The 23,096-nt window shown below is 49.7% G+C and carries 31 protein-coding genes and 1 pseudogene; 28 read left to right on the forward strand and 4 right to left on the reverse strand.

Features of this window, described 5'->3' with window-relative positions; all coding sequences use genetic code 11:
* Nucleotides 1-23: 23 nt before the first annotated feature.
* The 7 genes from eutJ to LZ11_RS05825 are packed head-to-tail and all read left to right on the forward strand — an operon-like array spanning nt 24 to nt 6,252.
* On the forward strand, nt 24-836 hold the full coding sequence (gene eutJ / locus LZ11_RS05795; RefSeq protein ID WP_148866957.1) for an ethanolamine utilization protein EutJ: 813 nt from the start codon (nt 24-26) through the stop codon (nt 834-836).
* Between the two features lie 12 nt (nt 837-848).
* Complete coding sequence (locus LZ11_RS05800) at nt 849-1,631, forward strand: flavoprotein (RefSeq protein ID WP_148866958.1); 783 nt, start codon at nt 849-851, stop codon at nt 1,629-1,631.
* Nucleotides 1,632-1,640: 9 nt separating this feature from the next.
* Nucleotides 1,641-1,925 carry a EutN/CcmL family microcompartment protein gene (locus LZ11_RS05805; protein ID WP_148866959.1) on the forward strand — a complete coding sequence of 95 codons (285 nt, stop codon included), beginning with the start codon at nt 1,641-1,643 and terminating at the stop codon, nt 1,923-1,925.
* 19 nt (nt 1,926-1,944) lie between these two features.
* Nucleotides 1,945-2,940, forward strand: coding sequence for a cob(I)yrinic acid a,c-diamide adenosyltransferase (locus tag LZ11_RS05810; protein WP_148866960.1), 996 nt, complete (start codon nt 1,945-1,947; stop codon nt 2,938-2,940).
* A 6-nt stretch (nt 2,941-2,946) separates the two neighbouring features.
* Nucleotides 2,947-4,350 carry an aldehyde dehydrogenase family protein gene (locus LZ11_RS05815; protein ID WP_148866961.1) on the forward strand — a complete coding sequence of 468 codons (1,404 nt, stop codon included), beginning with the start codon at nt 2,947-2,949 and terminating at the stop codon, nt 4,348-4,350.
* Between the two features lie 19 nt (nt 4,351-4,369).
* Nucleotides 4,370-5,695: a 4Fe-4S dicluster domain-containing protein gene (locus tag LZ11_RS05820; protein ID WP_170240307.1), complete on the forward strand. Its 1,326-nt coding sequence runs from the start codon at nt 4,370-4,372 to the stop codon at nt 5,693-5,695.
* A gap of 11 nt (nt 5,696-5,706) precedes the next feature.
* Nucleotides 5,707-6,252, forward strand: coding sequence for a BMC domain-containing protein (locus LZ11_RS05825; protein ID WP_148866963.1), 546 nt, complete (start codon nt 5,707-5,709; stop codon nt 6,250-6,252).
* 89 nt (nt 6,253-6,341) lie between these two features.
* Here the strand turns inward: LZ11_RS05825 and LZ11_RS05830 are convergent, their stop codons facing one another.
* Nucleotides 6,342-6,539, reverse strand: a complete 198-nt coding sequence (locus tag LZ11_RS05830; RefSeq protein ID WP_148866964.1) for a helix-turn-helix transcriptional regulator — start codon at nt 6,537-6,539, stop codon at nt 6,342-6,344.
* Nucleotides 6,526-6,807 carry a DUF2178 domain-containing protein gene (locus LZ11_RS05835; RefSeq protein ID WP_281282713.1) on the reverse strand — a complete coding sequence of 94 codons (282 nt, stop codon included), beginning with the start codon at nt 6,805-6,807 and terminating at the stop codon, nt 6,526-6,528. Before LZ11_RS05835 ends, LZ11_RS05830 begins: the two co-directional genes overlap by 14 nt.
* Before the next feature lie 12 nt (nt 6,808-6,819).
* Between LZ11_RS05835 and LZ11_RS05840 the strand changes: the two genes are divergently transcribed.
* From LZ11_RS05840 to LZ11_RS05850, 3 genes are all read left to right on the forward strand, one after another.
* On the forward strand, nt 6,820-7,596 hold the full coding sequence (locus LZ11_RS05840; RefSeq protein ID WP_148866966.1) for a fumarylacetoacetate hydrolase family protein: 777 nt from the start codon (nt 6,820-6,822) through the stop codon (nt 7,594-7,596).
* Between the two features lie 85 nt (nt 7,597-7,681).
* Nucleotides 7,682-8,032, forward strand: a complete 351-nt coding sequence (locus tag LZ11_RS05845) for an HAD family hydrolase (protein ID WP_148866967.1) — start codon at nt 7,682-7,684, stop codon at nt 8,030-8,032.
* A 27-nt stretch (nt 8,033-8,059) separates the two neighbouring features.
* On the forward strand, nt 8,060-8,578 hold the full coding sequence (locus tag LZ11_RS05850; RefSeq protein ID WP_148866968.1) for an AbrB family transcriptional regulator: 519 nt from the start codon (nt 8,060-8,062) through the stop codon (nt 8,576-8,578).
* A 61-nt stretch (nt 8,579-8,639) separates the two neighbouring features.
* On the opposite strand, the gene LZ11_RS05855 is transcribed toward LZ11_RS05850, so the two are convergent.
* On the reverse strand, nt 8,640-9,008 hold the full coding sequence (locus tag LZ11_RS05855; protein WP_148866969.1) for a helix-turn-helix domain-containing protein: 369 nt from the start codon (nt 9,006-9,008) through the stop codon (nt 8,640-8,642).
* 256 nt (nt 9,009-9,264) lie between these two features.
* Here LZ11_RS05855 and LZ11_RS05860 point away from each other — a divergent pair, with 256 nt between their 5' ends.
* The 18 genes and pseudogenes from LZ11_RS05860 to LZ11_RS05945 all read left to right on the forward strand — a co-directional run bounded on the left by LZ11_RS05860 (nt 9,265) and on the right by LZ11_RS05945 (nt 22,775).
* A complete protein-coding gene (locus tag LZ11_RS05860) occupies nt 9,265-9,675 on the forward strand; it encodes a PTS sugar transporter subunit IIA (RefSeq protein ID WP_148866970.1) in 411 nt (136 codons plus the stop codon).
* 174 nt (nt 9,676-9,849) lie between these two features.
* On the forward strand, nt 9,850-10,746 hold the full coding sequence (locus LZ11_RS05865; RefSeq protein ID WP_148866971.1) for a DUF1848 domain-containing protein: 897 nt from the start codon (nt 9,850-9,852) through the stop codon (nt 10,744-10,746).
* Between the two features lie 63 nt (nt 10,747-10,809).
* Nucleotides 10,810-11,193, forward strand: coding sequence for a nucleotidyltransferase family protein (locus LZ11_RS05870; protein WP_148866972.1), 384 nt, complete (start codon nt 10,810-10,812; stop codon nt 11,191-11,193).
* A complete protein-coding gene (locus LZ11_RS05875; RefSeq protein ID WP_148866973.1) occupies nt 11,190-11,660 on the forward strand; it encodes a ribonuclease toxin HepT-like protein in 471 nt (156 codons plus the stop codon). Before LZ11_RS05870 ends, LZ11_RS05875 begins: the two co-directional genes overlap by 4 nt.
* Nucleotides 11,661-11,698: 38 nt before the next feature.
* The gene (galE, locus tag LZ11_RS05880; RefSeq protein ID WP_148866974.1) at nt 11,699-12,670 is read left to right on the forward strand and encodes a UDP-glucose 4-epimerase GalE; all 972 of its coding nucleotides are present in this window, start codon (nt 11,699-11,701) and stop codon (nt 12,668-12,670) included.
* 16 nt (nt 12,671-12,686) lie between these two features.
* Nucleotides 12,687-13,300: pseudogene (locus tag LZ11_RS05885) on the forward strand (Fic family protein).
* Nucleotides 13,290-14,186, forward strand: coding sequence for an MBL fold metallo-hydrolase (locus LZ11_RS05890; protein WP_170240308.1), 897 nt, complete (start codon nt 13,290-13,292; stop codon nt 14,184-14,186). The pseudogene LZ11_RS05885 and the gene LZ11_RS05890 overlap by 11 nt, the downstream one beginning before the upstream one ends.
* Before the next feature lie 37 nt (nt 14,187-14,223).
* Nucleotides 14,224-14,634: a putative ABC transporter permease gene (locus LZ11_RS05895; RefSeq protein WP_148866976.1), complete on the forward strand. Its 411-nt coding sequence runs from the start codon at nt 14,224-14,226 to the stop codon at nt 14,632-14,634.
* Nucleotides 14,635-14,709: 75 nt separating this feature from the next.
* A complete protein-coding gene (queD, locus tag LZ11_RS05900; protein ID WP_148866977.1) occupies nt 14,710-15,087 on the forward strand; it encodes a 6-carboxytetrahydropterin synthase QueD in 378 nt (125 codons plus the stop codon).
* Nucleotides 15,068-15,847: a GTP cyclohydrolase FolE2 gene (gene folE2 / locus LZ11_RS05905; protein ID WP_148866978.1), complete on the forward strand. Its 780-nt coding sequence runs from the start codon at nt 15,068-15,070 to the stop codon at nt 15,845-15,847. Before queD ends, folE2 begins: the two co-directional genes overlap by 20 nt.
* On the forward strand, nt 15,837-17,033 hold the full coding sequence (gene folP, locus LZ11_RS05910; protein ID WP_148866979.1) for a dihydropteroate synthase: 1,197 nt from the start codon (nt 15,837-15,839) through the stop codon (nt 17,031-17,033). The genes folE2 and folP overlap by 11 nt, the downstream gene beginning before the upstream one ends.
* A complete protein-coding gene (gene folK / locus LZ11_RS05915; RefSeq protein WP_148866980.1) occupies nt 17,015-17,470 on the forward strand; it encodes a 2-amino-4-hydroxy-6-hydroxymethyldihydropteridine diphosphokinase in 456 nt (151 codons plus the stop codon). The genes folP and folK overlap by 19 nt, the downstream gene beginning before the upstream one ends.
* Before the next feature lie 121 nt (nt 17,471-17,591).
* Nucleotides 17,592-18,515, forward strand: a complete 924-nt coding sequence (locus tag LZ11_RS05920) for a polysaccharide deacetylase family protein (RefSeq protein WP_170240309.1) — start codon at nt 17,592-17,594, stop codon at nt 18,513-18,515.
* A 59-nt stretch (nt 18,516-18,574) separates the two neighbouring features.
* Nucleotides 18,575-19,879, forward strand: coding sequence for an NfeD family protein (locus LZ11_RS05925; protein WP_148866982.1), 1,305 nt, complete (start codon nt 18,575-18,577; stop codon nt 19,877-19,879).
* 20 nt (nt 19,880-19,899) lie between these two features.
* On the forward strand, nt 19,900-20,892 hold the full coding sequence (gene floA / locus LZ11_RS05930; protein WP_148866983.1) for a flotillin-like protein FloA: 993 nt from the start codon (nt 19,900-19,902) through the stop codon (nt 20,890-20,892).
* Between the two features lie 15 nt (nt 20,893-20,907).
* Nucleotides 20,908-21,423, forward strand: coding sequence for a hypothetical protein (locus tag LZ11_RS05935; protein ID WP_148866984.1), 516 nt, complete (start codon nt 20,908-20,910; stop codon nt 21,421-21,423).
* 70 nt (nt 21,424-21,493) lie between these two features.
* Nucleotides 21,494-21,913 carry an arsenate reductase ArsC gene (locus LZ11_RS05940; protein ID WP_148866985.1) on the forward strand — a complete coding sequence of 140 codons (420 nt, stop codon included), beginning with the start codon at nt 21,494-21,496 and terminating at the stop codon, nt 21,911-21,913.
* A 13-nt stretch (nt 21,914-21,926) separates the two neighbouring features.
* Nucleotides 21,927-22,775, forward strand: coding sequence for a DegV family protein (locus LZ11_RS05945; RefSeq protein WP_148866986.1), 849 nt, complete (start codon nt 21,927-21,929; stop codon nt 22,773-22,775).
* 53 nt (nt 22,776-22,828) lie between these two features.
* Here the strand turns inward: LZ11_RS05945 and LZ11_RS05950 are convergent.
* A partial coding sequence (locus tag LZ11_RS05950) for a transposase (protein ID WP_222927201.1) occupies nt 22,829-23,096 on the reverse strand: 268 nt, incomplete at its 5' end.

The following is a 23,096-nucleotide window of genomic DNA, read 5'->3' on the forward strand; positions in this document are numbered from 1 at the left end:
AGGGGACGGAAGGAGATATTTTTATGAACCTGACTGGTGAAAAACTCTGCGAAAAATTTGCATCATGCGTGAATTCAAGGCCCCTGAAAAGGGCTGCCAGGTACAGGGTAGGAGTGGATTTGGGGACCGCCAATGTAGTGGTGGCGGTTGTGGATGAAGATGGTGAGCCGGTGGCGGGAAAATTAAAGAAGGCTCAAGTGGTAAGGGATGGCCTCGTAGTGGATTTCGTAGGGGCGAGAGACATACTTACCAAAATGATACAGGAGCTTTGTGATGAATTGGGGGAGGAACTTGTAGATGCAGCATGTGCGGTTCCTCCGGGAACCGGAATGGCGGACTCGAAAGCAACAATGTACGTCGTCGAAGCCAGCGGTTTGGAAGTCAGAAACATCGTTGACGAACCATCCGCCGCAGCCAAGGTCCTAGGGATAACCAACGGAGCGGTAGTGGACATAGGTGGCGGTACCACGGGGATATCGGTGTTAAGAGAAGGTAAAGTGGTATATACCGCTGACGAGCCGACGGGCGGCACTCATTTTACCCTGGTTTTAGCAGGACATTTTAATTTGCCTTTTGATGAGGCCGAAAATATTAAGCTGGATGAAAAAAATCAGAAAAGACTGTTCCCCATACTTAAGCCTACAATGGAAAAAGTTACGGATATAACAAAAAGGCATATACAGGGTTTTGATGTAGGGACAATTTATTTGGTTGGCGGTGCCAGCGCCCTGTACGGCCTCAAGGATGTAATGTCGAATGTTCTCGGCATTGAGGTGGTCGTTCCTCAATATCCGCTTTATGTTACTCCGCTTGGTATTGCCCTTTCATGTCCGTAAGGAGTGGTGATTTTGGAAGACCTGAAGGAAAAAATAAGGGAAATCGTGATGGAAGTTATAAAAAAATATTATTCTGCGAAAATCCTGGTTGTCGTCACGGGGGGTACGGTAAACTTCGATGTATCGCTGAAGGAATTGGCTGCCCTGAAAAAAGAGCAGGAGATATCTTATACCGTGCTCTTTAGCCGGAAAGGGTCAAAGATCCACGATGTAAATGCGATTATAAAGGAGCTTGAGCCGGAGAGGGTAGTAATCGATGGAGAAGAAATAGCTTGTATCAGGAAGTTTTTAAAACCCTTTAAAGCGGTAGTCGTGGCGGCGTTAAGCAGAAATACAGCATCCAAAATAGCAAACCTTTTTTCAGAAAACCTCACGACAGAAGTAATTATCGATTCTTTGATGCTTGGTATCCCGGTGATAGCAGCAAAGGACGCTGCATATCCCTGTTCAGAAGCATGGCGGGACCTCGGGTTTATCTGGATGGGAACCGGCCTCCGGAAGGCTTACGAAGACGTTTTGAAAAGGGTGGAGGAATACGGCGTCATTTTATGCGATTCAAATGAGTTAAAGCAAAAGGTTGAAGGGATCTTATGGCAGCCAAAAACTAAAGCCCGCGAAGATATACAGGGCGGAACTTCATCCGGGGCGTATATAGAGAAAAATATAGTTACAGCGCAGGACTTAATGCCCTACCGTGGAAAAGGCGATGAGATATATATCCCGCAGAATGCAATCCTAACCCCGCTCGCTATGGACTTTATAAGAGAATATGATGTTAAAGTCTATAGGAAATGAGGTGAAAAATTGTTAATAGCCAGGGTTGTAGGTAACGTAGTAGCGACTAAAAAGAATGAAGGCCTTGTTGGAGAAAAACTTTTGATTGTAAACCCAGTTAAAAGAAAGGACAGAGACGGCTGGTCGATTACAGAAAAAGAGGAATTGATCGTGGCTGTGGACAGGGTGGGGGCGGGGATAGGCGAAACGGTCCTCCTGGTGACGGGAAGCACTGCTTCTAAAGTTATAGAGCACAAAAACGCCCCGGTGGATGCGGCAATAATCGGCATAATCGATGAAATTGAAATGCATTGAACCTGAAAGAGGGAATTTTATGAGAGTTTATACAAAAACGGGAGATGGCGGGAAGACAAGTCTTCTGGGGGGCGGGAGGGTAGAAAAATATAACATCAGGGTAGAAGCCTACGGCACCGTAGACGAAGCGGTAGCCTTCATCGCCTTTGCGCGATGCAATGCTCGTACTCAGAGGACAAAGGATTTGCTTTTCAAAGTCGAAAGAGAACTCTTTAAATTAGCGGCTGAACTGGCCTGTCCTGAACCCGGGAAAATGTTGCAGGAGACCATTTCGGATGATGATATAATGTGGCTGGAGAGAACCATCGATTATATATCAAGGGAAATCAGCTTTAATAATGACTTTGTGCTGCCCGGGCCTTACGCATCTTCGTCATCGCTGCATATGGCAAGAACTGTGGTAAGAAGGGCAGAAAGGCAGGTTGTTAAGCTTTCGGTAGAAGAAAAAATAAGGCCAGTAATTTTAAGATACCTGAATAGGCTGTCCGATTTTCTTTATATCCTATCTCTTTACGAAGAAATGGAAGAGGTAATCGAAAGGTCCGTGAAAGAATTAAAAAACAGGCTAGCGGGCGGGGAGTTTTGCGGTCCCGAGAAGGCGGAGAGTATGAATCTTGAGAATTCACTTAAAATAATCGAAAAAGCCGAAAAGAAGGCAAAAGAAATAGGAAGGCCGGTGTGCATAGCAGTTGTGGATGCGGGCGGCGGTTTGATAGCCTTCCACAGGATGGACAATGCCCTGCCCGTAAGCGTGGAGCTTGCTATAAACAAGGCTTTTACGGCCGTAATGCTCAAAATGGAAACATCCCGGCTCTCGCAACTTGCCCGACCTGATGGAGAATTGTATGGAATTAACACTGCATGCGGCGGGAGGATAGTCACCTTTGGTGGAGGTATTCCCGTCTTTTTCGGTAAAAGGCTGGCCGGAGGCATCGGCGTAAGCGGCGGGACTGTGGGTGAGGACGAAAATATAGCGAAAGCCGGCCTCTCGGCGATAACCAACTCTGGGAGGTGACATATAATGGTCGACGAAAAAGTTGTGGCGGCTATAGCAAAAAGAATTATAAATGAATTAAAATTATGCGAATCCGGATTTTCAAAAGGAGAATCCAAAGAAGAATTCGGAATCTTCGACAACCTGGACGATGCGGTTGAGGCGGCGTCGAAGGCCCAAAAAAGATTTGCAGCTTTAGATCTGGAAAAGCGAGAGGAAATAATTCAGGCCATAAGGGAAGCGTGCATGAACAATGCCAGGTATCTTGCAGAACTGACGGTAAGTGAGACGGGGATAGGGCGTGTCGAGGATAAGATTGTAAAAAATATTTTGGCGGCAAAAAAGACTCCGGGAACGGAAGACCTCAGGCCAACGTGCTGGACGGGGGATCACGGGCTCACTCTTGTAGAGATGGCCCCCGTAGGAGTTATAGGCTCGATAACTCCCGTTACGAATCCGGTGGCTACGGTAATCAATAACTCGATCAGCATGCTGGCGGCAGGAAACGCTGTGGTATTCAACCCGCACCCCACAGCCAAGCGTAGTTCCAATAAGGCTGTGGAGATAATAAATGAGGCCATTATGAAAGCGGGAGGCCCAAGACATCTTGTCAATACCGTTGCCGAGCCGACTATCGAGACGGCAAAAGCCCTGATGGCTCACCCCAAGGTCAATCTCATCAGCGTGACCGGAGGCAAAGCGGTGGTGAACGAGGCTTTAAGGTCCGGCAAAAAGGCCATAGGGGCCGGTGCGGGTAATCCTCCCGTTGTTGTCGATGAGACTGCGGATATCATAAAGGCCGCCCATGATATTTTCTGCGGTGCCAGTTTTGACAATAACCTCCCCTGCATAGCCGAAAAGGAACTCATAGCGGTGGAGACCATTGCCGATATGCTTCTGGAGAGGCTCGCCAGAGAAGGAGCTTATATACTCAGGGGAAGGGACGTAGAAAAAATAACGGATGTTATTTTCGATGAAAATCACAGAATAAACAAAAAGCTGGTTGGTAAAGATGCGTCGTTTATCCTGGAGCAAATAGGTATTGAAGTCGGTAAGGATGTGAGGCTGGTAGTGGTACCCGTGGATCCGGAGCACCCACTGGTTCATCACGAACAGCTAATGCCGGTACTGCCTTTCGTCAGGGTTCCCAATATCCAGGAAGCGATAGAGCTGGCCGTCAGGGCTGAAGGTGGAAACAGGCATACAGCAATAATGCATTCTAAGAATATAGATAATATGACGAATTTCGCAAGAGCAGTACAGACCACGATCTTCGTGAAAAATGCACCTTCATATGCGGGGATAGGTTTCGGAGGGGAAGGATATGCGACCTTTACCATTGCCGGGCCTACGGGTGAAGGGTTGACTTCCGCCAGAACCTTCACAAGGCAGAGAAGGTGTGTGCTGGTCGATGCCTTCCGAATCATATAGATGAAGAGGAATGATGGCGATGGATGTATCGAAAGAAATAATTGAAGCGGTAAAGGATGCAGGAATAGTAGGGGCCGGGGGAGCAGGGTTCCCGGCCCATATAAAATTAAATGCAAAATGCGAAGTCGTCATAGCGAATATGGCCGAGTGTGAACCCCTGCTGTTTACCAACCAAGCGTTGGTAGAGCATCATCCAGATGAAGTGCTGCAGGGTCTGCAAATAGCAATGCAGGCTACAGGGGCTAAAAAAGGGGTAATTGCCATGAAAAAGAAATACGAAGCCTGCAAAAAAGCCCTGGAAGGGAAAGTTGGAGGCTATGAAAATATCGTAATTCACGAACTAGGGGATTTTTACCCGGCCGGCGATGAGCATGTAATGATAAAAGAAGTTCTGAAAAGGACCATGCCCATGAGCGGTATACCAGCCGATGTGGGAGCAGTAGTCCATAATGTAGAAACTCTTTACAACATTAAAAAAGCTTATTGTGACAAAAAGCCAGTCACCGAAAAATTCGTGACAGTTGCCGGTGCCGTGAGGCACCCCCTAGTGGTTAAAGTTCCAATAGGTTTGAGGTTTGCCGAACTTCTCGATCTCGCAGGAGGACCTACTGTAAAAAATTATATTTTAGTCGACGGTGGGCCCATGATGGGAAATGAAGTAGATGCCGGCGACGCAGTAACGAAGACCACTTCAGCCCTTTTGGTAATTCCGGAGGGCACCATGCCTTATATTTCCAGAAAGACCAGGATAGAGGTGATGCTGAATAGAGCCAGAGCCGCCTGCTGCCAGTGCAGAAATTGTACCGATATGTGTCCGCGGTATCTTCTTGGGCACAGCCTGGAGCCTCACAGGATAATGCGCACGGTCTCATACGGCATACCGGATCCGGAAACGGTCAAAAATTCTTTGTTGTGTTCGGAATGCGGGCTGTGTGAAATTATATGTTCCATGGGTCTCAGCCCCAGGAGAATAAATTCGAAGTTAAAAAGACTTCTGCAAGAAAAGAAGATAAGGTTTCCCAAGATGAATGTAGAAAGGGAAAGGTTCGAAAGGGAAAGCAGGAAGTACCCGACAAAAAAGCTAATCGCAAGGCTAGGCCTGTACGATTATTCCCATCCAATAGACTACGCCGATATAAAGATTGACGCCAAGGAAGTGAAATTAATGCTACGGCAGTACGCCGGCCTCAAGCTACTCCCGCTGGTGAAAGAAAAAGATGAAGTCAAAGCCGGGGAATTAATAGCCAAGGCTCCGGAGGGAAAACCCGGCGTAAATCTCCACGCCAGTATTGACGGGATTGTCGCAAGTATTGACGAAACATCGGTCGTAATCAGAAGAGAATGAGGAGGGTCGACATGAAAGCACTGGGACTGTTGGAGTTCTGCGAGATAACCAGAGGACTGGTAGCTTCGGACAGTATGTTGAAATCTGCTCCGGTAGAACTGATTACCGCTACCAGCGTGTGCCCCGGCAAATTCATCGTTTTAATTACCGGCGAGGTAGGTGCCGTCAAAAGCGCCTTAAAGACAGGAAAGGACGCTTTTAAAGAAGGAGTAATCGACGAACTGCTTATACCCAACCCCGATGAATCGTTAATATCTGCCCTGTGGGGCACCGCGGACGTGAATATGGAAAAGCAATCCCTTGGACTCATAGAAACTTTCAGTGTAGCCTCGGCAATAAAGGCTGCGGATGCCGCAGCTAAGGGTGCTAATGTGGTAGTCGCGGAAATAAAGTTGGCCAGAGGAATGGGTGGAAAATGTGTAGTTGTTATTCTGGGCGAAGTTAGTGCTGTAAAAACCGCCGTGGAAAACGGAGTCAGAGCCGTGGAAGAAGGGCTTTTGGTCAGCCATGCGGTAATAAGCAATGTAAATCAAAAGTTGTTAAGAGAATGGATTTAAAATGTGTTAAATACCTGCCTTTTCGGCAGGTATTTCAATAAGATTAAACTTTATTTTATATTCTTTCGTCTGGAGAAAAAAAATTATCCTCATTCTTCATAAATAAATACGTCCTCTATTCCAACACCGAATACCCTCGCTATTTTAAAAGCCAGTTCGAGGGAAGGGTAATATTTGCCCTTTTCCAAAGCTATAACCGTTTGCCTCGTAATTCCAAGCTTTTTCGCCAGTTCCTCCTGTGTCATGTCGTGCATAGCCCTGAAAACCTTTATTTTATTTTTTATCATCGCCGTCTTCTCCCGTCAGATTCCTCGTATAGAAGTAGTAGAAGAAGGAATAAAGAACCAGCATATAGCAAATGGAATAGAGCAGGGTATAACCGGCAATCTCCAACTCCGGATGGACCCTTTTATATCCCAGGAAGATTAAGCCCAAAATCGTCAGCGAGATCCCAAAGACGTCCATGGTCTTTTTAGAAGCCTTCCCGGCGTACGTCTGGATCATCTCATCTTCTATTACATCCTTAAAGTGCCGGGGTTTTTTTAAAAATTTCAAGGAGGGGACAAAATGCGTTTTTGCCGGTTTTTTTACATGGACAAAGTCCGGTGGGGTATGCTGGAAGACGGGCGGATGCAGTCACTGTCCGCTCCACCCTATTACCGGGTGGTTAAAGAAGGAGATCCCCTGCCGCTGGAGGAGGTAAATCTTCTCGCCCCTGCCGAACCTTCTAAAATCGTCTGCCTTGGCTTGAATTACGCCGACCACGCCCGCGAGATGGGCGTAGACCTTCCGAAAGAACCCGTCATTTTTCTGAAACCGCCTTCCAGCGTGGTAGGGCCGGGGGACAGGATAATTCTGCCTTCCGTATCCCGCCGGGTGGATTACGAAGCGGAGCTGGCGATCATCATTGGAAGGGAGGCCTATGAAATTCCCAAAGAACGGGCTTTTGATTACGTCTTCGGGTATACCTGCGCCAACGATGTCACGGCCCGGGACCTTCAAAAAAAGGATGGCCAGTGGACCCGCAGTAAATCCTTCAACACCTTCTGCCCGCTCGGGCCCTGGATCGAAACGGAGCTGGACCCCGCCAACCTCTCGATCCAGCTCAAAAAGAACGGAGAAATAAAGCAAAAATCCACCACAGCAAATCTAATATTTAAAGTACCTGAGATCGTCGCCTTCATATCTTCGATAATGACCCTGCTTCCCGGGGACGTCATCCTCACGGGTACGCCCGCCGGGGTCGGACCCGTGAAGCCCGGCGATATCCTGGAGGTTTCCATCGAGGGGATTGGAATTCTGACGAATCCGGTCCAAGGTATGAAAAATGTTCTCGCAAAATAACGGAAAGGGATGGTGCTGATCTTTGGACATAAAAATGATTGTGTTTGACCTGGACGGTACTCTCAAAGACTAAAAAAATGATATTGTGAACTCCGTAAATCTGATGCTGGGAAACTTAAACCTTCCCACCCTGGGCGAGAGGCTGCTTGAATACTTTGACATCAGGCGGTATTTTTCTGCTGTCATTGGCCCTGAAAAAGTGAGCAGGAATAAGCCGGATCCGGAGATGATGCTCAAGGTCATGAGCGAGCTGGGTGCGGAGCCTGAAAAAACTCTAGTCGTTGGAGACTCACACCTGGACGTACTGGCGGGTAAGCGGGCCGGTGCTCACACCTGCGGTGTGACTTACGGCATAGGCGACCTGAAGGAACTGGTTCGGGCAGAGCCCGATTTTCTTATATGCAGCTTGAGCGGGCTAACTTTACTGCTTTGCTGAATCTAGCTTTTATGGGGGAGATCTCAGGTGAACAGGATAATATTAACATTCACCCTTGCCATTGCAGGAGGCTTCATAGGCAGAGAACTGAGGCTACCGGCGGGTAGTCTCATCGGAGCCATGGTATTCGTCGGTACGGCGAATCTACTCGGCGCAAATCCCGAAATTCCGGAGTACTTCAATACCCTGGCTCAGATAACCGTGGGAGGGTTTCTGGGCCTCTCCATCACAAGGCAGCTGGTGTCGGAACTAAAAAACTATTTAATTCCTTCCCTGATGGTAGTTGTTATGCTGGCCGTATTCGGGGTTATAACTGGATTTGTGGTAAGCAGGGTTACCGGCACCGACCTTTATACTTCGCTCTTTGGCAGTGTGCCCGGGGGTATGCAGGAGATGATAGTGCTTTCGGAGTCCTACGATGTTAACCACCCGGCTGTGGTGGTAATCCAGACGGTGCGGAGGATTTTAATCGTCGTTATATACCCGCTGCTCGTACATCTTGTTCACAGACTTACAGGCAATCCGCTCAATTTTTCCGCGAAGTAGCATTGGAAGTTTAGTTCCATGAAAACAACATTAAGCCGCTGATACATCGCCGGCGGCTTTGTTATGTTTTTTCCTTCCGCGCCTCTTCTACAGCTTCTATGAAAAGCTTCAGGCTGGAAGGTGGAATCTTTTTATCTTTGGCTTTTTTGAAGATCTCTTGATACTCGTAAGAGATTTCCTGGTTTTCATTCACCAAAAAATCATGAGGGATTTCTTGCTCTTCGTCCTCCAGAAACCAGCTGAGCGGTTTTTCTGCGTAGGCGGAAAGTACCTTAAGTACCTTTTTAGAAGGTTCACGCTTCCCGGTGGCGTACTTCTGCAGGGTCGTATAATGAATTTTGTAGCCCGTTTTTTCGTAAATTCTATCGGCTAGTTCCGAATAAGACAGGTTTCCCTTAATTAGGTCTATTTTTTTACTTATCTCAGCCATATAATCTCCCCATTAATAAAAATAATGACAAAAAGTCTAAAATCGCCGGAAAAAAAAGATAAAAATCGAGGTATTCCGTCTAAATTGCTTTTAATGAGCTAATTTTGCCCCGAACGACAAATTGACTAGAAAAGACAACTTGTCTATAATTAAAATATTGTCAAGCCATTTATTACATGCCTCTTCAGAATATGTTACAGGTTTCTCAGGTACATGTCAAGGTTCTTAAATGATACCGCCACGGGGTTGATCATCGATGGTCGGGATAGTCATGGTATCCCATTGCAATCTTGCTCCAGAACTGCATAAGACCCTGGAAACGGTCATGGGGGTTCAGCAGCACATTGAGTCCGTTGGCCTGCACCCTGGCGAAAGCAAAGAAAATTTTAAACTCAGGGTGGTGGAGGCGGTTTCCAGGGTGGATAGGGGAAGGGGTGTACTCATCCTGGCCGACCTGTTCGGCGGGACGCCCTGCAACGCCTGTTTTGAACTGATTGGGTCGGAGCTCAGAAATGCTAGGATAGACATCCTCACAGGTTTAAACCTGCCTATGGCGGTGAAAGCCTGCCGGGCAAGGCACGTAAAGAGTCTGAAAGAACTGGTCAGTGTCGTAAAAAAGGCCGCCACGGAAGGCGTAATGAGCTACGCGGAGATGCTGGTAGAGTAAAGAAAGGAGCGAAGGCACCTGCTGGAAAAAGCGGGTGTTTTTATTTTACCACTTTTTTGTCCGAGCTCGAATGTCCTTTAAAAAGCATTCTGGGATTTTGCCCCGGTTAAAAAGCTGCCATATGATTTTGAAGTAGAGACTATTATATATTAAAATAAACGTGGGTGATGCTGCATGATAATATCGGCCAGCAGAAGAACCGACATTCCGGCCTTTTACGCCGGCTGGTTTATGGACAAGGTCCGCAAGGGCAGAGTTGTGGTCTATAATCCGTTCAACGGGGTGGGGTGGGAAGTGTCGCTCAAGCCCGAAGACGTGGATGCTGTAGTATTCTGGAGCAAAAACTTCGGGCCCCTCATTCCTTGCCTTGATGAGCTGAAAGAAAAATACCGCCTTTACTTTTTATTTACCATCACGGGCCTGCACGGTATACTGGAGGATAACGTCATTTCCGCCGGTGAAGCTGTAGAACAGTTTATAGAGATTTCCCGCAAGTTTTCGCCCGGCCATGTACAGTGGAGGTTTGATCCGATTGTCATTACCGATGTCACCGGGGAGGATTTCTACCTGGAGCGGTTTGAATCCCTCGCCCGCAAGCTCAAGGGTTATACCCGGCGCTGCTATATCAGCTTTGCCACACTGTACGACAAAGTAAGGAGAAACTTCGCCATGCTTGAGCGGAAAAGGGGTATCCGCCTGCTGGAATGGGACGAGGACACGAAGAGGAATTTTGCCAACCGCCTGGGAAGCATCGCCCGCGATTACGGCATCAGGGTTTACAGCTGCTGCAGCGACTTTCTCGCGGGCGAATACATGGAGCGGGGAAGCTGCGTGGATGTGAACATGATAAATGAACTGTATTCCGTCGAAATAAAATCCCCTTTGAATCCCACGAGGCCCGGGTGCGGCTGTTACAAGAGCGTGGACATAGGCGTATACAACACCTGCCCCCACGGCTGCCGCTACTGCTACGCGAATCATGACGCGAAAAAAGCCCTGGAAAATTACAGGTCCCACAACCCCTGTTCGGACTTTCTGGGAAACCGGGAGTTGAAAGTGGTAAGAAAATAAGGTGCTCCAAAGAATTTTGACAAAAAATTTAAATATTGGTATGATTTTTTTGAGGTGGAGGAAATGGCGAAAACAGCCAAAGACATGACCTTTGAAGAACTCCAAATATACAAAAAATTTTTACGACAAAGATCGATGTTAGAGAAAGAAGCTCTTAAAAACAGGTATGAAGAGGCCTGGAATGCGGCCAAAAAAGCAGCCGAATTATTATACACGAAATTTAGAGCAGAAAGGGTTTTGGTCTTCGGTTCCCTAACCGACCGATCAAGGTTTAACAAATGGTCGGACATAGATATAGCCGTTTCGGGTCTTGTCGATGAACTATTTTTTAAAGCCGTTGCCGAAGTTACTTCTCTGGATAGTAAATTCAAAATAGATCTAATAGATCTGGATAACTGTGCTGCTTCGCTGAAAGAGAGAATTGATCGGGAGGGGGTGCTGTTGTGAACGGTAAATACCTCACAATATCGGGACGTATAAAACAGGAACTGTCGGAAATTAAAACTAGCATTGAAAGAGCCAAGATAGCTTGGGAAAGGGCTCAGCAATCTTCAGATTCCCTTTACCTGGACAGCGTAGCTTTGAACCTTCACGATTTTTACAGCGGTCTTGAAAGGATATTCGAGCTTATTGCGGAGAATGTTGATGAAACCAAGCCTTCAGGGAGCAACTGGCATCAAGAATTGTTGAGACAAATAGCCACTGAAATACCCAAGATACGACCCGCGGTTATTTCGCAGGAATTAAGACAAAGACTTGACGAGTACAGAGCTTTCAGACATATTGTAAGAAATGTTTACGCCCGTAACTTCAAAGTAAACAGGATAAAAATGCTTTTAGATAGTGTTGAGGAAGTTTTTTCTAAGACAGAAAACGAGTTGTTGGCATTCTGCAATTTTCTAGAAGAACTTTGACCATAAATTTTTACGGGTTGGGAGAAAGGAGAAAATTTATGGCTAGAGTGTTTGTCACCGGAGGAGCCGGATACATAGGAAGCCATGTGGTAAAGCTCCTTGCCGAAAAGGGCTACGAAGTCATGGTTTTCGACAACCTCTCTACGGGCAGGCGGGGCGCCGTACTGGCGGGGGAATTGGTCGAGGGGGACATACTGGATTTGGAAACCCTTGAGAGGGCTATGGACGGGTTCAGGCCCGACGCCGTAATGCATTTTGCCGCAAAGATCGTCGTGCCCGAGTCGGTGCAAAAGCCGCTCATGTATTACGAAAACAACACCTGCGGCGCGCTGAACATCCTGAAGGCAATGCGGCGGTGCGGTGTGAACAAGCTAATATTCTCTTCCACGGCGGCAGTCTACGGCGAGCCTGCCAGGATGCCCATAACCGAGGATTTTCCTCTTAACCCCGTGAACCCTTACGGGAGGAGCAAGGCCGCAGTAGAAGCGGTGCTGAAGGATCTTTCGGCGGCCGAGGACTTCAGGTACGTTTCCCTCAGGTACTTCAACGTGGCCGGGGCGGACCCCGAGGGTAAGATAGGCGAGATGAAAGCCGACGCCACCCACCTTATAACCATGTGCGTAAGGACCGCCTGCGGCAAGAGGGACAGGCTTTACGTCTACGGCACCGACTACCCCACCTACGACGGGACCTGCGTAAGGGATTACATCCACGTGATGGACCTGGCCGGCGCCCACATCCTGGCCCTGGAGTACCTGCTTTCCGGTGGGCGTAGCGATGTGTTCAACTGCGGCTACGGCAGGGGCTATTCGGTGCGGGAAGTAGTGGATGAAGCGAAGAAAGTAACCGGAGTGTACTTTCCGGTGGAATACACGGCCCGGAGGCCGGGGGACCCGCCGGAGCTGGTGGCCGACTCCCGGAAGATAAGGGAGAAGCTGGGCTGGAAGCCGCTGTACGACGACTTGGGGTTTATCATAAAAACTGCTTGGGAATGGGAAAGGAAACGTTAAAGGGCGGGATATATTTATGTTCGAATCCCTTGACAGGAAGAAGGCTTTAATAGACAGCAGAAGGCCCTTTCCGCAAAGTGCGTTGAGAAATCTCAAATCCTAGTACGATGTGGAATGGACTTACAATTCCAATGCCATAGAAGGCAATACCCTTACACTGATAGAAACGAAGTTAGTGCTGGAGGAAGGCATTACCGTCGGTAGGGGGAAATAAACTTAATGATCAGCGGCAGCAAACACAGGCCTCCGGAGGGTTTATTTGTTCGGGAACTCATGCGGGACCTTCTCGAATGGTATAAAGAGAATAAAGCAAAACTTCACCCGGTAGAATTGGCGGCGGTTTTTCACCATAAGTTTACGTATATTCATCCGTTTGTAGACGGCAACGGCAGGGTAGCAAGGCTGCTTATGAATCTTATATTGATGAAAAACGGCTACCCCCCTGCCGTAATAAAAGTTGAAGACCGTTTGGAATACTTGGAAGCGTTGGAGAAAGCAAGCGTAAAGGGAAACCTGAAAGACTTCATAGACTTTATCGCAGGACAGGTCGAAAAAAGCCTTGATGAATATATAAAAATCTTGGGATTACAAAGAGAAATTCCGGAGAGGATGAATGGCCTTGAAGCTTAACAGAATCGGGGATAACGTCTACTGTATCGACGCTGCGGTAAACATGGGGCTGATCACCGGGGACGGCGGCGAAGCACTGCTCGTGGACGCCGGCATAGACGACAGCGTATCCCGCAAGGTAAAGAGGATCATAGAAGAGAACGGCTTTAAGCTGAAAGGTATAATAATAACCCACGCCCACGCCGACCACTGCGGCGGCGCACCCCACCTGGTAAAGACCACGGGGGCAAGGGTGTTTTCAAACGCTTACGAAAAAACGGTGCTGGAATTCCCTATCTGGGAGCCGGTATACCTCTTTTCAGGGGCATACCCTCCGGCGCCGCTCAGGAATAAATTCCTGCTGGCACCGGGAGTGAAGGTAGACGGAGTTCTGGAGGCCGGAGTCCAGACCCCGGAAGGCTTTGAGGTGGAAATTCTGGACCTTTCGGGGCATACTCCGGGGCAGATAGGCGTCGCAGCCGGCGGGGTGCTCTTCTGCGCCGATTCGGTAATAGCACCGGGATACATAGAAAAACACGGTGTTCCGCTCAACGCCGACATAAAGAAAGCCCTGAAAACGCTGGATCTCCTGGAAGAGAGGAGTGAAGGCTTCTTTGTGCCCTCCCACGGCGACCCTGTAGAAAATATAAGGCCGGTGGTGTCCGCCAACCGGAAAAGGATTCTCGAAACCGTAGAATACGTAATGGAGTCTCTCAGGGAACCCCGCACGGCGGAGGAAGTACTGGCAGGAGTGTGCGACAGGTTCGGCATCGTCATGGGCAATATGACCCAGTACTACCTTATGAACCTGACGGTTATGGCGTATATCGGATACCTGCTGGATGAGGGCGAGATAACGAATTTTTACGAATCCGGCCGGCAGTTTTTCCGCGTTAAAACCGCTTAGGCGTTTTTTTATTTTGAGCCGGTGAAAAAATAAGACTATGAAGGCAAAGATACGTCACTTCCTGATATACGGTGCGGTGGGCTGGATAATGGAGATTACCTTCACGGGAATTGGTTCCATCCTGAGGGGGGATCCGAGGCTGACGGGATGGACGTACCTATGGATGTTTCCAATATACGGTTCTGCGGTCATGTTAGAACCCGTCCACGATATGATAAGGCATGTACCCGCCTGGTTGAGGGGGATCTTCTGGACCGGTGTCATAATCGCTGTCGAGTATTTCAGCGGTCTCGCCATCAGGGTGCTGGTGGGTGTATGCCCCTGGGATTACGGGGAAAGCGCTTTTGCTGTGGACGGCCTCATAAGGTTGGATTACGTGCCTTTTTGGTACGTTGTGGGTTTGCTGTTCGAAAGGCTGCATAACCTGCTGGACCGGGTGGAGAGCTGAATCTAATTTAAATTGACAGAAGCGCGGTTCCAGAGTTATGATAAAACAAACACCGGTGCGTATGAGGTGGTAAGTTTGTTTCTGATAAAGGAATTCAAATTCGATGCGGCCCATAACCTGGTAAAGTATAAAGGCAAATGCGAGAAACTGCACGGCCATACTTACAGGCTGGTGGTGGTGCTGGAGGGAACCCCCGACGCTGAGGGCATGATAATGGACTTTCTGGAGCTGAAAAACATAGTGGAGGACAGGGTGCTGAAGCTCCTCGACCACTCCTACATCAATGATTTCGTGGAACAACCCTCCGCGGAAAACATTGCGGTGTGGGTATGGAAACGGTTGGAGGAAAGGGTAAATAGGGAAAACTGCAGGCTTTACGAGGTGCAGGTCTGGGAGACCGCCACCAGCGGAGCCGTCTACAGGGGTGAAGGTCTTGAAGGACGTTCAGAGTGAGAGGGACGAGAGAAGGGTGCCTCTGAAAAAGGTCGGTGTAAAAAATATCGAGTGGCCCCTCAAGGTGTTGGACAAAAGTAAGGGTTACCAGCATACCGTCGCCAGGGTGAGCCTTTCGGTAGACTTGAAGCATTACATGAGAGGAACCCACATGAGCAGGTTCGTGGAAGTGCTGAACGACCTTGAAATGCTGAGTCCAAAAGCCCTGGAAGACATCCTAGCAAAGATCAAGGAAAAGTTGCAGGCGGAGAGCAGCCACCTGGAGATGTCTTTTCCGTATTTTATATGGAAGGATTCGCCGGTCTCAGGGCTGGCGTCACCCCTCAAAATCGAAGCAATAATCAGAGCCGAAAAAAGTGCCGAGTCTGCCATAACGATGGGGGTTAGTGTGCCGGTACATACCCTCTGCCCGTGCTCCAGGGAGATAAGCGAAAGCGGAGCCCACAACCAGAGGGCGGTAGTGGAAATATACGTGAGGTCCAGGAAGATGATATGGTTTGAGAACCTTGTCGAAATCGCCGAGAAGAACGCCAGCTGTCCCATATACACCCTGCTCAAGCGGCCGGATGAAAAATTCGTGACGGAACGGGCGTATCAAAACGCCAAATTTGTGGAGGACGTGACCAGGGACGTGGCCCTGGAACTGGAAAGGGACGACAGGATAGAATGGTACAGGGTCGAGGTGACCAGTTTCGAGAGCATACACAACCACGACGCATTTGCATGCGTTGAGAAGGGGTGGCTTGAAGATGCTGATTGAGTTAAGCCTTGATTTTTTGCGGGCGGAGATGGAAAGGGTGAAAGCCCATCCCGCATCGTTCCCCATTTTTGAAAGAAAATCTAGGATTATCCTTTTGAAAATCTACGGCGTCTCTGCACCGGGAGCCAACGTATTGAAGCAGGAGATGCTCTCGCTGGGCGGGGATGCAGTGGTCCATAAAAACGCGGTGGACTGCAAAGTGAGCGAATCGGATGTGATACTCCTGGGTACTAGAAAGCATTATGAAGCCCTGGTCAAAAAAATGGAGGCGGCCGATTATTTCGGTCTGACGCGCGTGAGGAAAGAACTGAAGGATTTCCTGGAAAGGCGGAAGGCGGAATATATTGACAGCCCCTGGGGCAGGAGAATATCCTTCGAGCGTACCCTGGTCATGGGGATTATCAATGTGACGCCGGACTCGTTTTACACCGGCTCGAGAAAGCAGGACCTGAAGGAGATCCTGGAAGCCGCTTCTCATATGGTGGAATGCGGCGCCGACATCATTGACGTCGGAGGGCTCTCAACCCGCCCGGGTTCCGAACCGGTCGCCGAAGAAGAGGAACTGGCCAGGGTCGTTCCTGCGGTAAAGGCTATACGGGAGAGCTTTCCCCGGATTCCCATATCGGTAGATACGTACAGGGCTGAAGTGGCCCGAAAAGCTCTACAGGCCGGGGCTGATATAATAAACGACATAAGCGGACTCATGTTCGATGAAAACCTGGTCAGGGTGGCTGCCGAGTTCAGGGCTCCCCTGGTGCTGATGCATATTAAGGGCACTCCGAAAGACATGCAGAAGGACCCGCATTACGACGACGTGGTAAGGGAGATAGCCGAATACTTCCTGGAAAGGATGGAGTTTGCGGAAGCCGCCGGCGTGGACCCGGCCAAGATCATCCTGGACCCGGGGATCGGCTTCGGAAAGCAGTACCGGCACAACCTGGAGATCCTGGCGCGGCTGGAAGAATTTAAGAGCCTTAAAAAGCCGCTGCTCATAGGGGCGTCCAGGAAGACTTTTATAGGAAAAGCCCTGGGCGATGCACCCCCTGAAGAAAGGCTGGAGGGCACCCTTGCCGTCACGGCTCTTTGCGTCATGAAAGGCGTTGATATAGTGAGGGTGCACGATGTAAAGGAAAACAGGCGGGTGATAGACGTACTGGAGGCGGTAAAATGCCAAGGGCGTTCATAGCCCTGGGCAGCAACCTGGGGAACCGGGAAAAGAACATCATGGAAGCCGTCGAGCGGATGAAGCGGCGGGGGATAAAAATCCTAAAGATGTCCGGGATCATCGAAACGGAGCCTTACGGGTATACAAAACAGGATAAATTCCTGAACGCCGCCTGCCTCGTCGAAACGGAACTCAACCCCCGGGAGCTGCTGGACGCCCTGCTGGAAATCGAGAGGGATATGGGCCGGGAAAGAAAAATCCGCTGGGGGCCGAGGAATATAGACCTGGACCTGATATTTTACGAAGACCTGGTGATCAGGGAAGAAGGCCTCATAATACCTCACCCCGATGCCCACAACAGGGCCTTCGTAATGGGGCCGATCGCCGAGATAGACCCCGATTACCAGCATCCTGTTTTAAAAAAGAGCGCCGGGGAAATATACAGAACGCTGTCATAAATAAATTTTAAGTTGCAATAAAATTGTAAAAAGATTATTAGGGCGATCGTATTTACAAAGCCCTCTGGAATTGATATGATGAATCCAAAGCGAAAGACCTTGTGGAGAGAAGCTGATTTTGATGGGGTTTAAAAGTGAAAGGGGCTTCGTCGCAATCCTAGTTCTCGTGACGGCAGTGTTCGGGATTGTCTTAGGAGTAACGCTGGCTCTCTTTACGGAGGGCTACCTCCCCTGGGTGATGGGAGCGGTATACAGCCCCGGCACCGGAGGCCAGAAGCAGGTTTTTCCCGGCAGTGCCGCTGCCGCCGGTTTCGAGGACTATTATACCGGCGAGCTCAACACGCTGTTGGCCAAGAGGCTTCTCGGTATAGAAAGTTCTTATTCCTGGGGATGGGAAAAGAGGAAGATAGCATACCTTACCTTTGACGACGGTCCCAGCGCCAATACCGGAGCAATACTGGAAGTGCTGGACAGGTACGGGGTAAAGGCTACCTTTTTCGTAAACGGCTGGATGAAGAAGGATTACGCAGAGATGTACAGGAAGATCTACGAGGCGGGCCACGGGCTGGGTAATCACACCTACAGCCACCGGTACGAGTTGATCTACTCGTCGGTGGAAAATTTCATGGCGGACCTCAAAAAAGAGGAGGATATGATCTACGAAGCTGTTGGAATAAGGCCGCGGATCATCCGCTTTCCCGGCGGTTCGGACAATAAGGTGAGCGCAAGATTCGGCGGGCCGGAAATCATGAAGAAAATCGTAGACCAGCTCAAGAAAGAGGGATATATCTACGTCGACTGGAACGCCTCCACCGGCGACGCCCTAAAGCCGCCGCCTTCGAAGGAACAGATGATGAACTACGTTCGGTGGACGACGAAGGGCAAGGATCCGGTGGTGCTGCTCATGCACGATATGGACTCAAAGAAAAACACCGTCGAAATCCTGCCCCGGATAATCGAGTACCTGAGGGAAGAGGGTTATGAATTCAGGGTAATAGATGAAAATATTGAAAATATCGATAAGATCAACAGGACCAAACTGTGATATAATTAATTAAGATAATAGTAGATTTGATCAAAAATTGAGCAGAAGAAGGTGGTCCGGTGAGATCCGGAGTGAGAACTCTCTTCATTTTCGCAATTACGGTTTTATTTTTATTTTCGCTGTTCACAAACGCTTCGGGGCTTCCGAATGAAAAGGGAGAAGTAGTATTCGTGCCGGTAAAGGGTATGGTGGACCCGGGTATGGCCAAATTTGTAAAGAGGGCTGTGGAAGAAGCCCGGGAAGAACAGGCGTCCCTTTTAGTTTTAGAGATAGATACGCCCGGAGGACGGGTGGATACCGCCGTTGAGATAAGCCAGACCATTCTGAACTCCCCCGTGCCGACGGCGGCCTATGTCAACAGCCAGGCCACGTCGGCGGGCGTGCTTATCGCCGTTTCCTGCGAAAAACTATACATGGCCCCCGGCTCCACAATAGGTGCAGCGGAAACCATCCCCAAAGAGGAGAAGGCCATATCCTACTGGAGGTCGAAGCTGGAAGGCGCTGCGGAGAGAAGGGGAAGGGATCCAAGGATCGTTGCGGCCATGGCCGATGCCGATGTGGAAATAGAGGGTTTAAAGGAAAAGGGAAAAATCCTTTCCCTCACCGCCCAAAAAGCCCTGGAACTGAAGCTGGCCGATGGGATCGCAGCCGACAGGAAGGAACTCCTGGCCGCCATTGGGGTCGGTGACAGGGAAATAAAAGAGGTAAAGCCCTATTTTTTGGAGAGGGTTGCCAGCTTCGTGACCGGCCCCTTTGTGGCTCCGATGCTTCTCACCATCGGGTTCATAGGGATTATCACCGAGGTGCTGGCCCCGGGCTTCGGCGTGCCCGGTTTTATAGGCATAACCTCCCTGGTGCTGTTTTTCGCCGGCCACATGATAGCTGAACTCGCCGGCTGGGAATCGGTAATATTATTTTTGGCCGGCGTGATCCTGCTTGCCGTTGAAGCCCTGATGCCGGGGTTCGGCGTTTTCGGGCTGCTGGGCATAACAGGAATAATCACCGGTATAGTAACGGCTTCGGCTACCGTGAGGCAGGGTCTTATAACAGTTACAATATCCATGGTGTCAAGCATGGTCATCCTCGCCTTCCTTGTCAGGAGGCTGGCCCGGTCACCGTTTTTCGACCGGCTGGTGCTCTTTTCGCGGCTGGATAAATCTTCGGGATATTCCGCCACTGAGGAAAAGCCTGAATTGCTGGGGCGCACGGGTGTGACGCTCACCCCGCTCAGGCCGGCCGGCATTGCCGATTTCGGCGGCACAAAACACGACGTGGTATCCGACGGAGAGTTCATCGAATCAGGCCAGAGGGTAAGGGTGGTAAAGGTCGAAGGTGCCAGGATCGTGGTCGAGCGGGTTGATTAAAATAAGAGGAGGGGTTTGTTTTGGACGGACTCATATTTTTGTTGGTGATACTCGGTTTTATTTTGGTTTTCTTCTCGGTTATTTTAAGTTTCATACCTCTGGGGCTATGGATTTCGGCCCTGGCGGCGGGGGTTAAAATCGGTATTTTCACCCTCGTCGGCATGAGGTTAAGGCGCGTTCCGCCGGATAAGATAGTGAAACCGCTAATCAAAGCCATCAAAGCGGGGCAGGATGTGGAAATAAACAAGCTCGAGGCCCATTACCTGGCCGGAGGTAACGTGGACAGGGTCATAGACGCCCTGATAGCGGCCCAGAGGGCGAACATCCCCCTGGAGTTCGAGAGGGCGGCGGCCATAGACCTGGCGGGGCGGGATGTACTGGAAGCCGTGCAGATGAGCGTAAACCCCAAGGTCATCGAGACTCCGATAGTAGCCGCTGTAGCCAAGGATGGCATCGAGGTGAAGGTAAAGGCGCGGGTTACCGTAAGGGCTAATATTGACCGGCTGGTGGGCGGCGCCGGTGAGGAGACCATAATAGCCCGTGTAGGCGAGGGCATCGTCACCACTGTGGGCTCATCCAACAGCCACAAGGAAGTGCTGGAAAACCCGGACTCCATTTCAAGGACCGTGCTGAACAAGGGTCTTGACGCCGGAACCGCCTTTGAGATCCTCTCTATAGACATCGCCGACGTTGATGTGGGAAGGAATATCGGTGCGCGGCTCCAGATCGACCAGGCCGAAGCCGATAAGCGGATCGCCCAGGCCAAGGCCGAGGAGAGAAGGGCTATGGCCGTGGCGAGGGAACAGGAAATGAAAGCCATGGTCCAGGAAATGAGAGCCAAGGTAGTCGAGGCGGAGGCAGAGGTTCCCAAGGCCATGGCCGAGGCTCTGCGCACCGGAAAGATCGGAGTTATGGACTATTACAACATGAGGAACGTCATAGCCGATACCATGATGAGGGAATCCTTCTCAAAACTGGGACAGGATAGGCAGAAGCAGGAGGAAAAAGAATAAAGGCGGTGGGCCTTCGTGGATTTTGACAACCTTTTATCCCTGATCATTTTCGTATTTGTCGTAGTCGCCCGGGTGCGGTGGCTGCGCAGGCTGCTGGGCAGAAAGCAAAAGCCCGGCAGCCCCCGGAAGATTCCGGTAGAAACCACTCAGACCCGGGAAGAGATTAAATCCTATAAAGATGAGTTCCCCAAAAGGTCGGAATATGTTTCTGAACCTTTCGTAGAAGAAAGTGCGGCGGACGAACTCTATAACGGCCTTGAATCGAATATTGAAACAGAAAAGTACCATAGCTGGGAAGAAACAGAGCCTGGATCTAGTTTTGAAGATTACAAGATTGAATCCGAACTGTCCGGCGAGTACGAAATGGAAGACCATATCCCCGAGAGACAAGCGGAAGTGGGGCAGGAATCGATAGTGCTTCCCCAAAAAGAAAAGCAGCCTTTCGTCCGTGAAGAGGAAATTATAAAGGGTTTCTTATTCCATGAGCTATTCGGCAGCCCCCTTTCCAAAAGGGTTCATTCCGGCCGTTGAAAGATGGATTTATTATCTGGCAAGATATCCATCGCGCAGAATAAAATGGTATATTGGAGGGATAACCACCGTGAAAAAAATCGGGTTCATCTGTACAGGTAATTCGGCACGAAGCCAGATGGCGGAAGGCTTCGGCAGGTACTTCGCAGGAAAATTGAACAAGCAGGTGGAGGTTTACTCGGCGGGGTCCAACCCGGCGGGTTTCGTTCATCCTCTGGCCGTAAAGTGCATGGAGGAAGAAGGAATAGATATTTCCGGCTACAGGTCTAAATCCCTGGACGACATCCCTTACCGAGAACTCGATATAATAATCACCCTGTGCGGGGATGCGGCAGAAAACTGCCCGTACGTACCCGGAAAGGACGTGAGGCACTGGGGGCTCCCGGACCCCGCCGGAGCCGAAGGAAGCGAGGAGCAGAGGCTGAATGTGTTCAGAAAGGTAAGGGATGAGATAAAAATCAGGGTAAAGGATCTAATAGAATCTGTTTAGGGGGAAGTGTAAATTGGCTGGTGCTGTTATAATTACCGATACCTCCAGCGACCTTCCGGAGGATATCATAAAAGGTCTGCCGGTAAAGGTGCTCCCGATGCCGGTGGCCTTAAAAGACGATCCGGAAAAAGACATCTCTCATCTTTCCATCAAGGAATTTTACGACCTCATGCGGAGAGGCGAAATCATGCCCACCACTTCCCAGGTCAACGCGGCGAGATTCATGGAATGTTTTAAAGAATGCCTGGAGCAGGGGCAAACCCCCATAGTTATAGGGCTTTCCTCCAGACTGACGAAGAGCTATGAAGCCGCACTATTAGCCAGAAACAGCATGCCGGACGCGGATAAGATAAAAATTATCGACTCCAAATGCGCAAGTTTAGGGCTGGGACTGGTGGTGCTGAAAGCCGCCCGGATGGCCGCGGAAGGCCGGGAAGCCGACGAGATCGTAAAAGCCGTCGAACCCTACGCCCACCACATGGAGCACATATTTACGGTAGATTCCCTGGACCACCTGAAAAGGGGAGGCAGGATATCGGCGGCCCAGGCCTTTGTAGGTGGTTTGCTTAACATAAAGCCGATCCTGCACTTTGTGGACGGGGCGATTCATCCCCTGGAAAAGGTGAGGGGGAGGAAAAACGCCGTCCGGCGAATGCTGGAAATAATGGAAGAAAGGGCGAAGGATGTCGAAAACCAGGTGGTGGGTATAAGCCACGCGGATGACGAGGAAATGGCTTTAGAGCTTGCGCAAGCCGTAAAGCAGAGGTTCAATCCGCGGGAAATCGTAATTTCCTGGATCGGGCCGGTAATCGGGGCCCATGCCGGTCCGGGGACGCTGGCCCTGTTTTTCCAGAATGCTTAAAAAAGAACGCTGCCCCTTTATAAGGGGCAGCCAGCTTGTAGACAAAGCCGCTTTTAGGTTATGCATCCTAAAAGCGGCTTTTTGTTGAAGGCGAAGAAAATTTTTAAGAAAAACGAATGTAAAGCGGGGACTGTTGGCGGAAACGTTCCCCGTCTTTTCTTCCATAAAGCCAGCTTTTTTAAATTCATGCATGCGAAAAGAAGCGTGAGGTAATGTCCGACTTTCCTCAAGCCTCGTAGATTTGTATAGCGCATGCCATGCTTTTCCTTCGCATCGGCAAATACCCGCTCGATGGTCTGGCCGCGCATTTTGTATAGTTCT

The sequence above is a fragment of the Thermosediminibacter litoriperuensis genome, from assembly GCF_008124715.1.
In the GTDB taxonomy this organism is placed as follows: Bacteria; Bacillota; Thermosediminibacteria; order Thermosediminibacterales; family Thermosediminibacteraceae; genus Thermosediminibacter; species Thermosediminibacter litoriperuensis.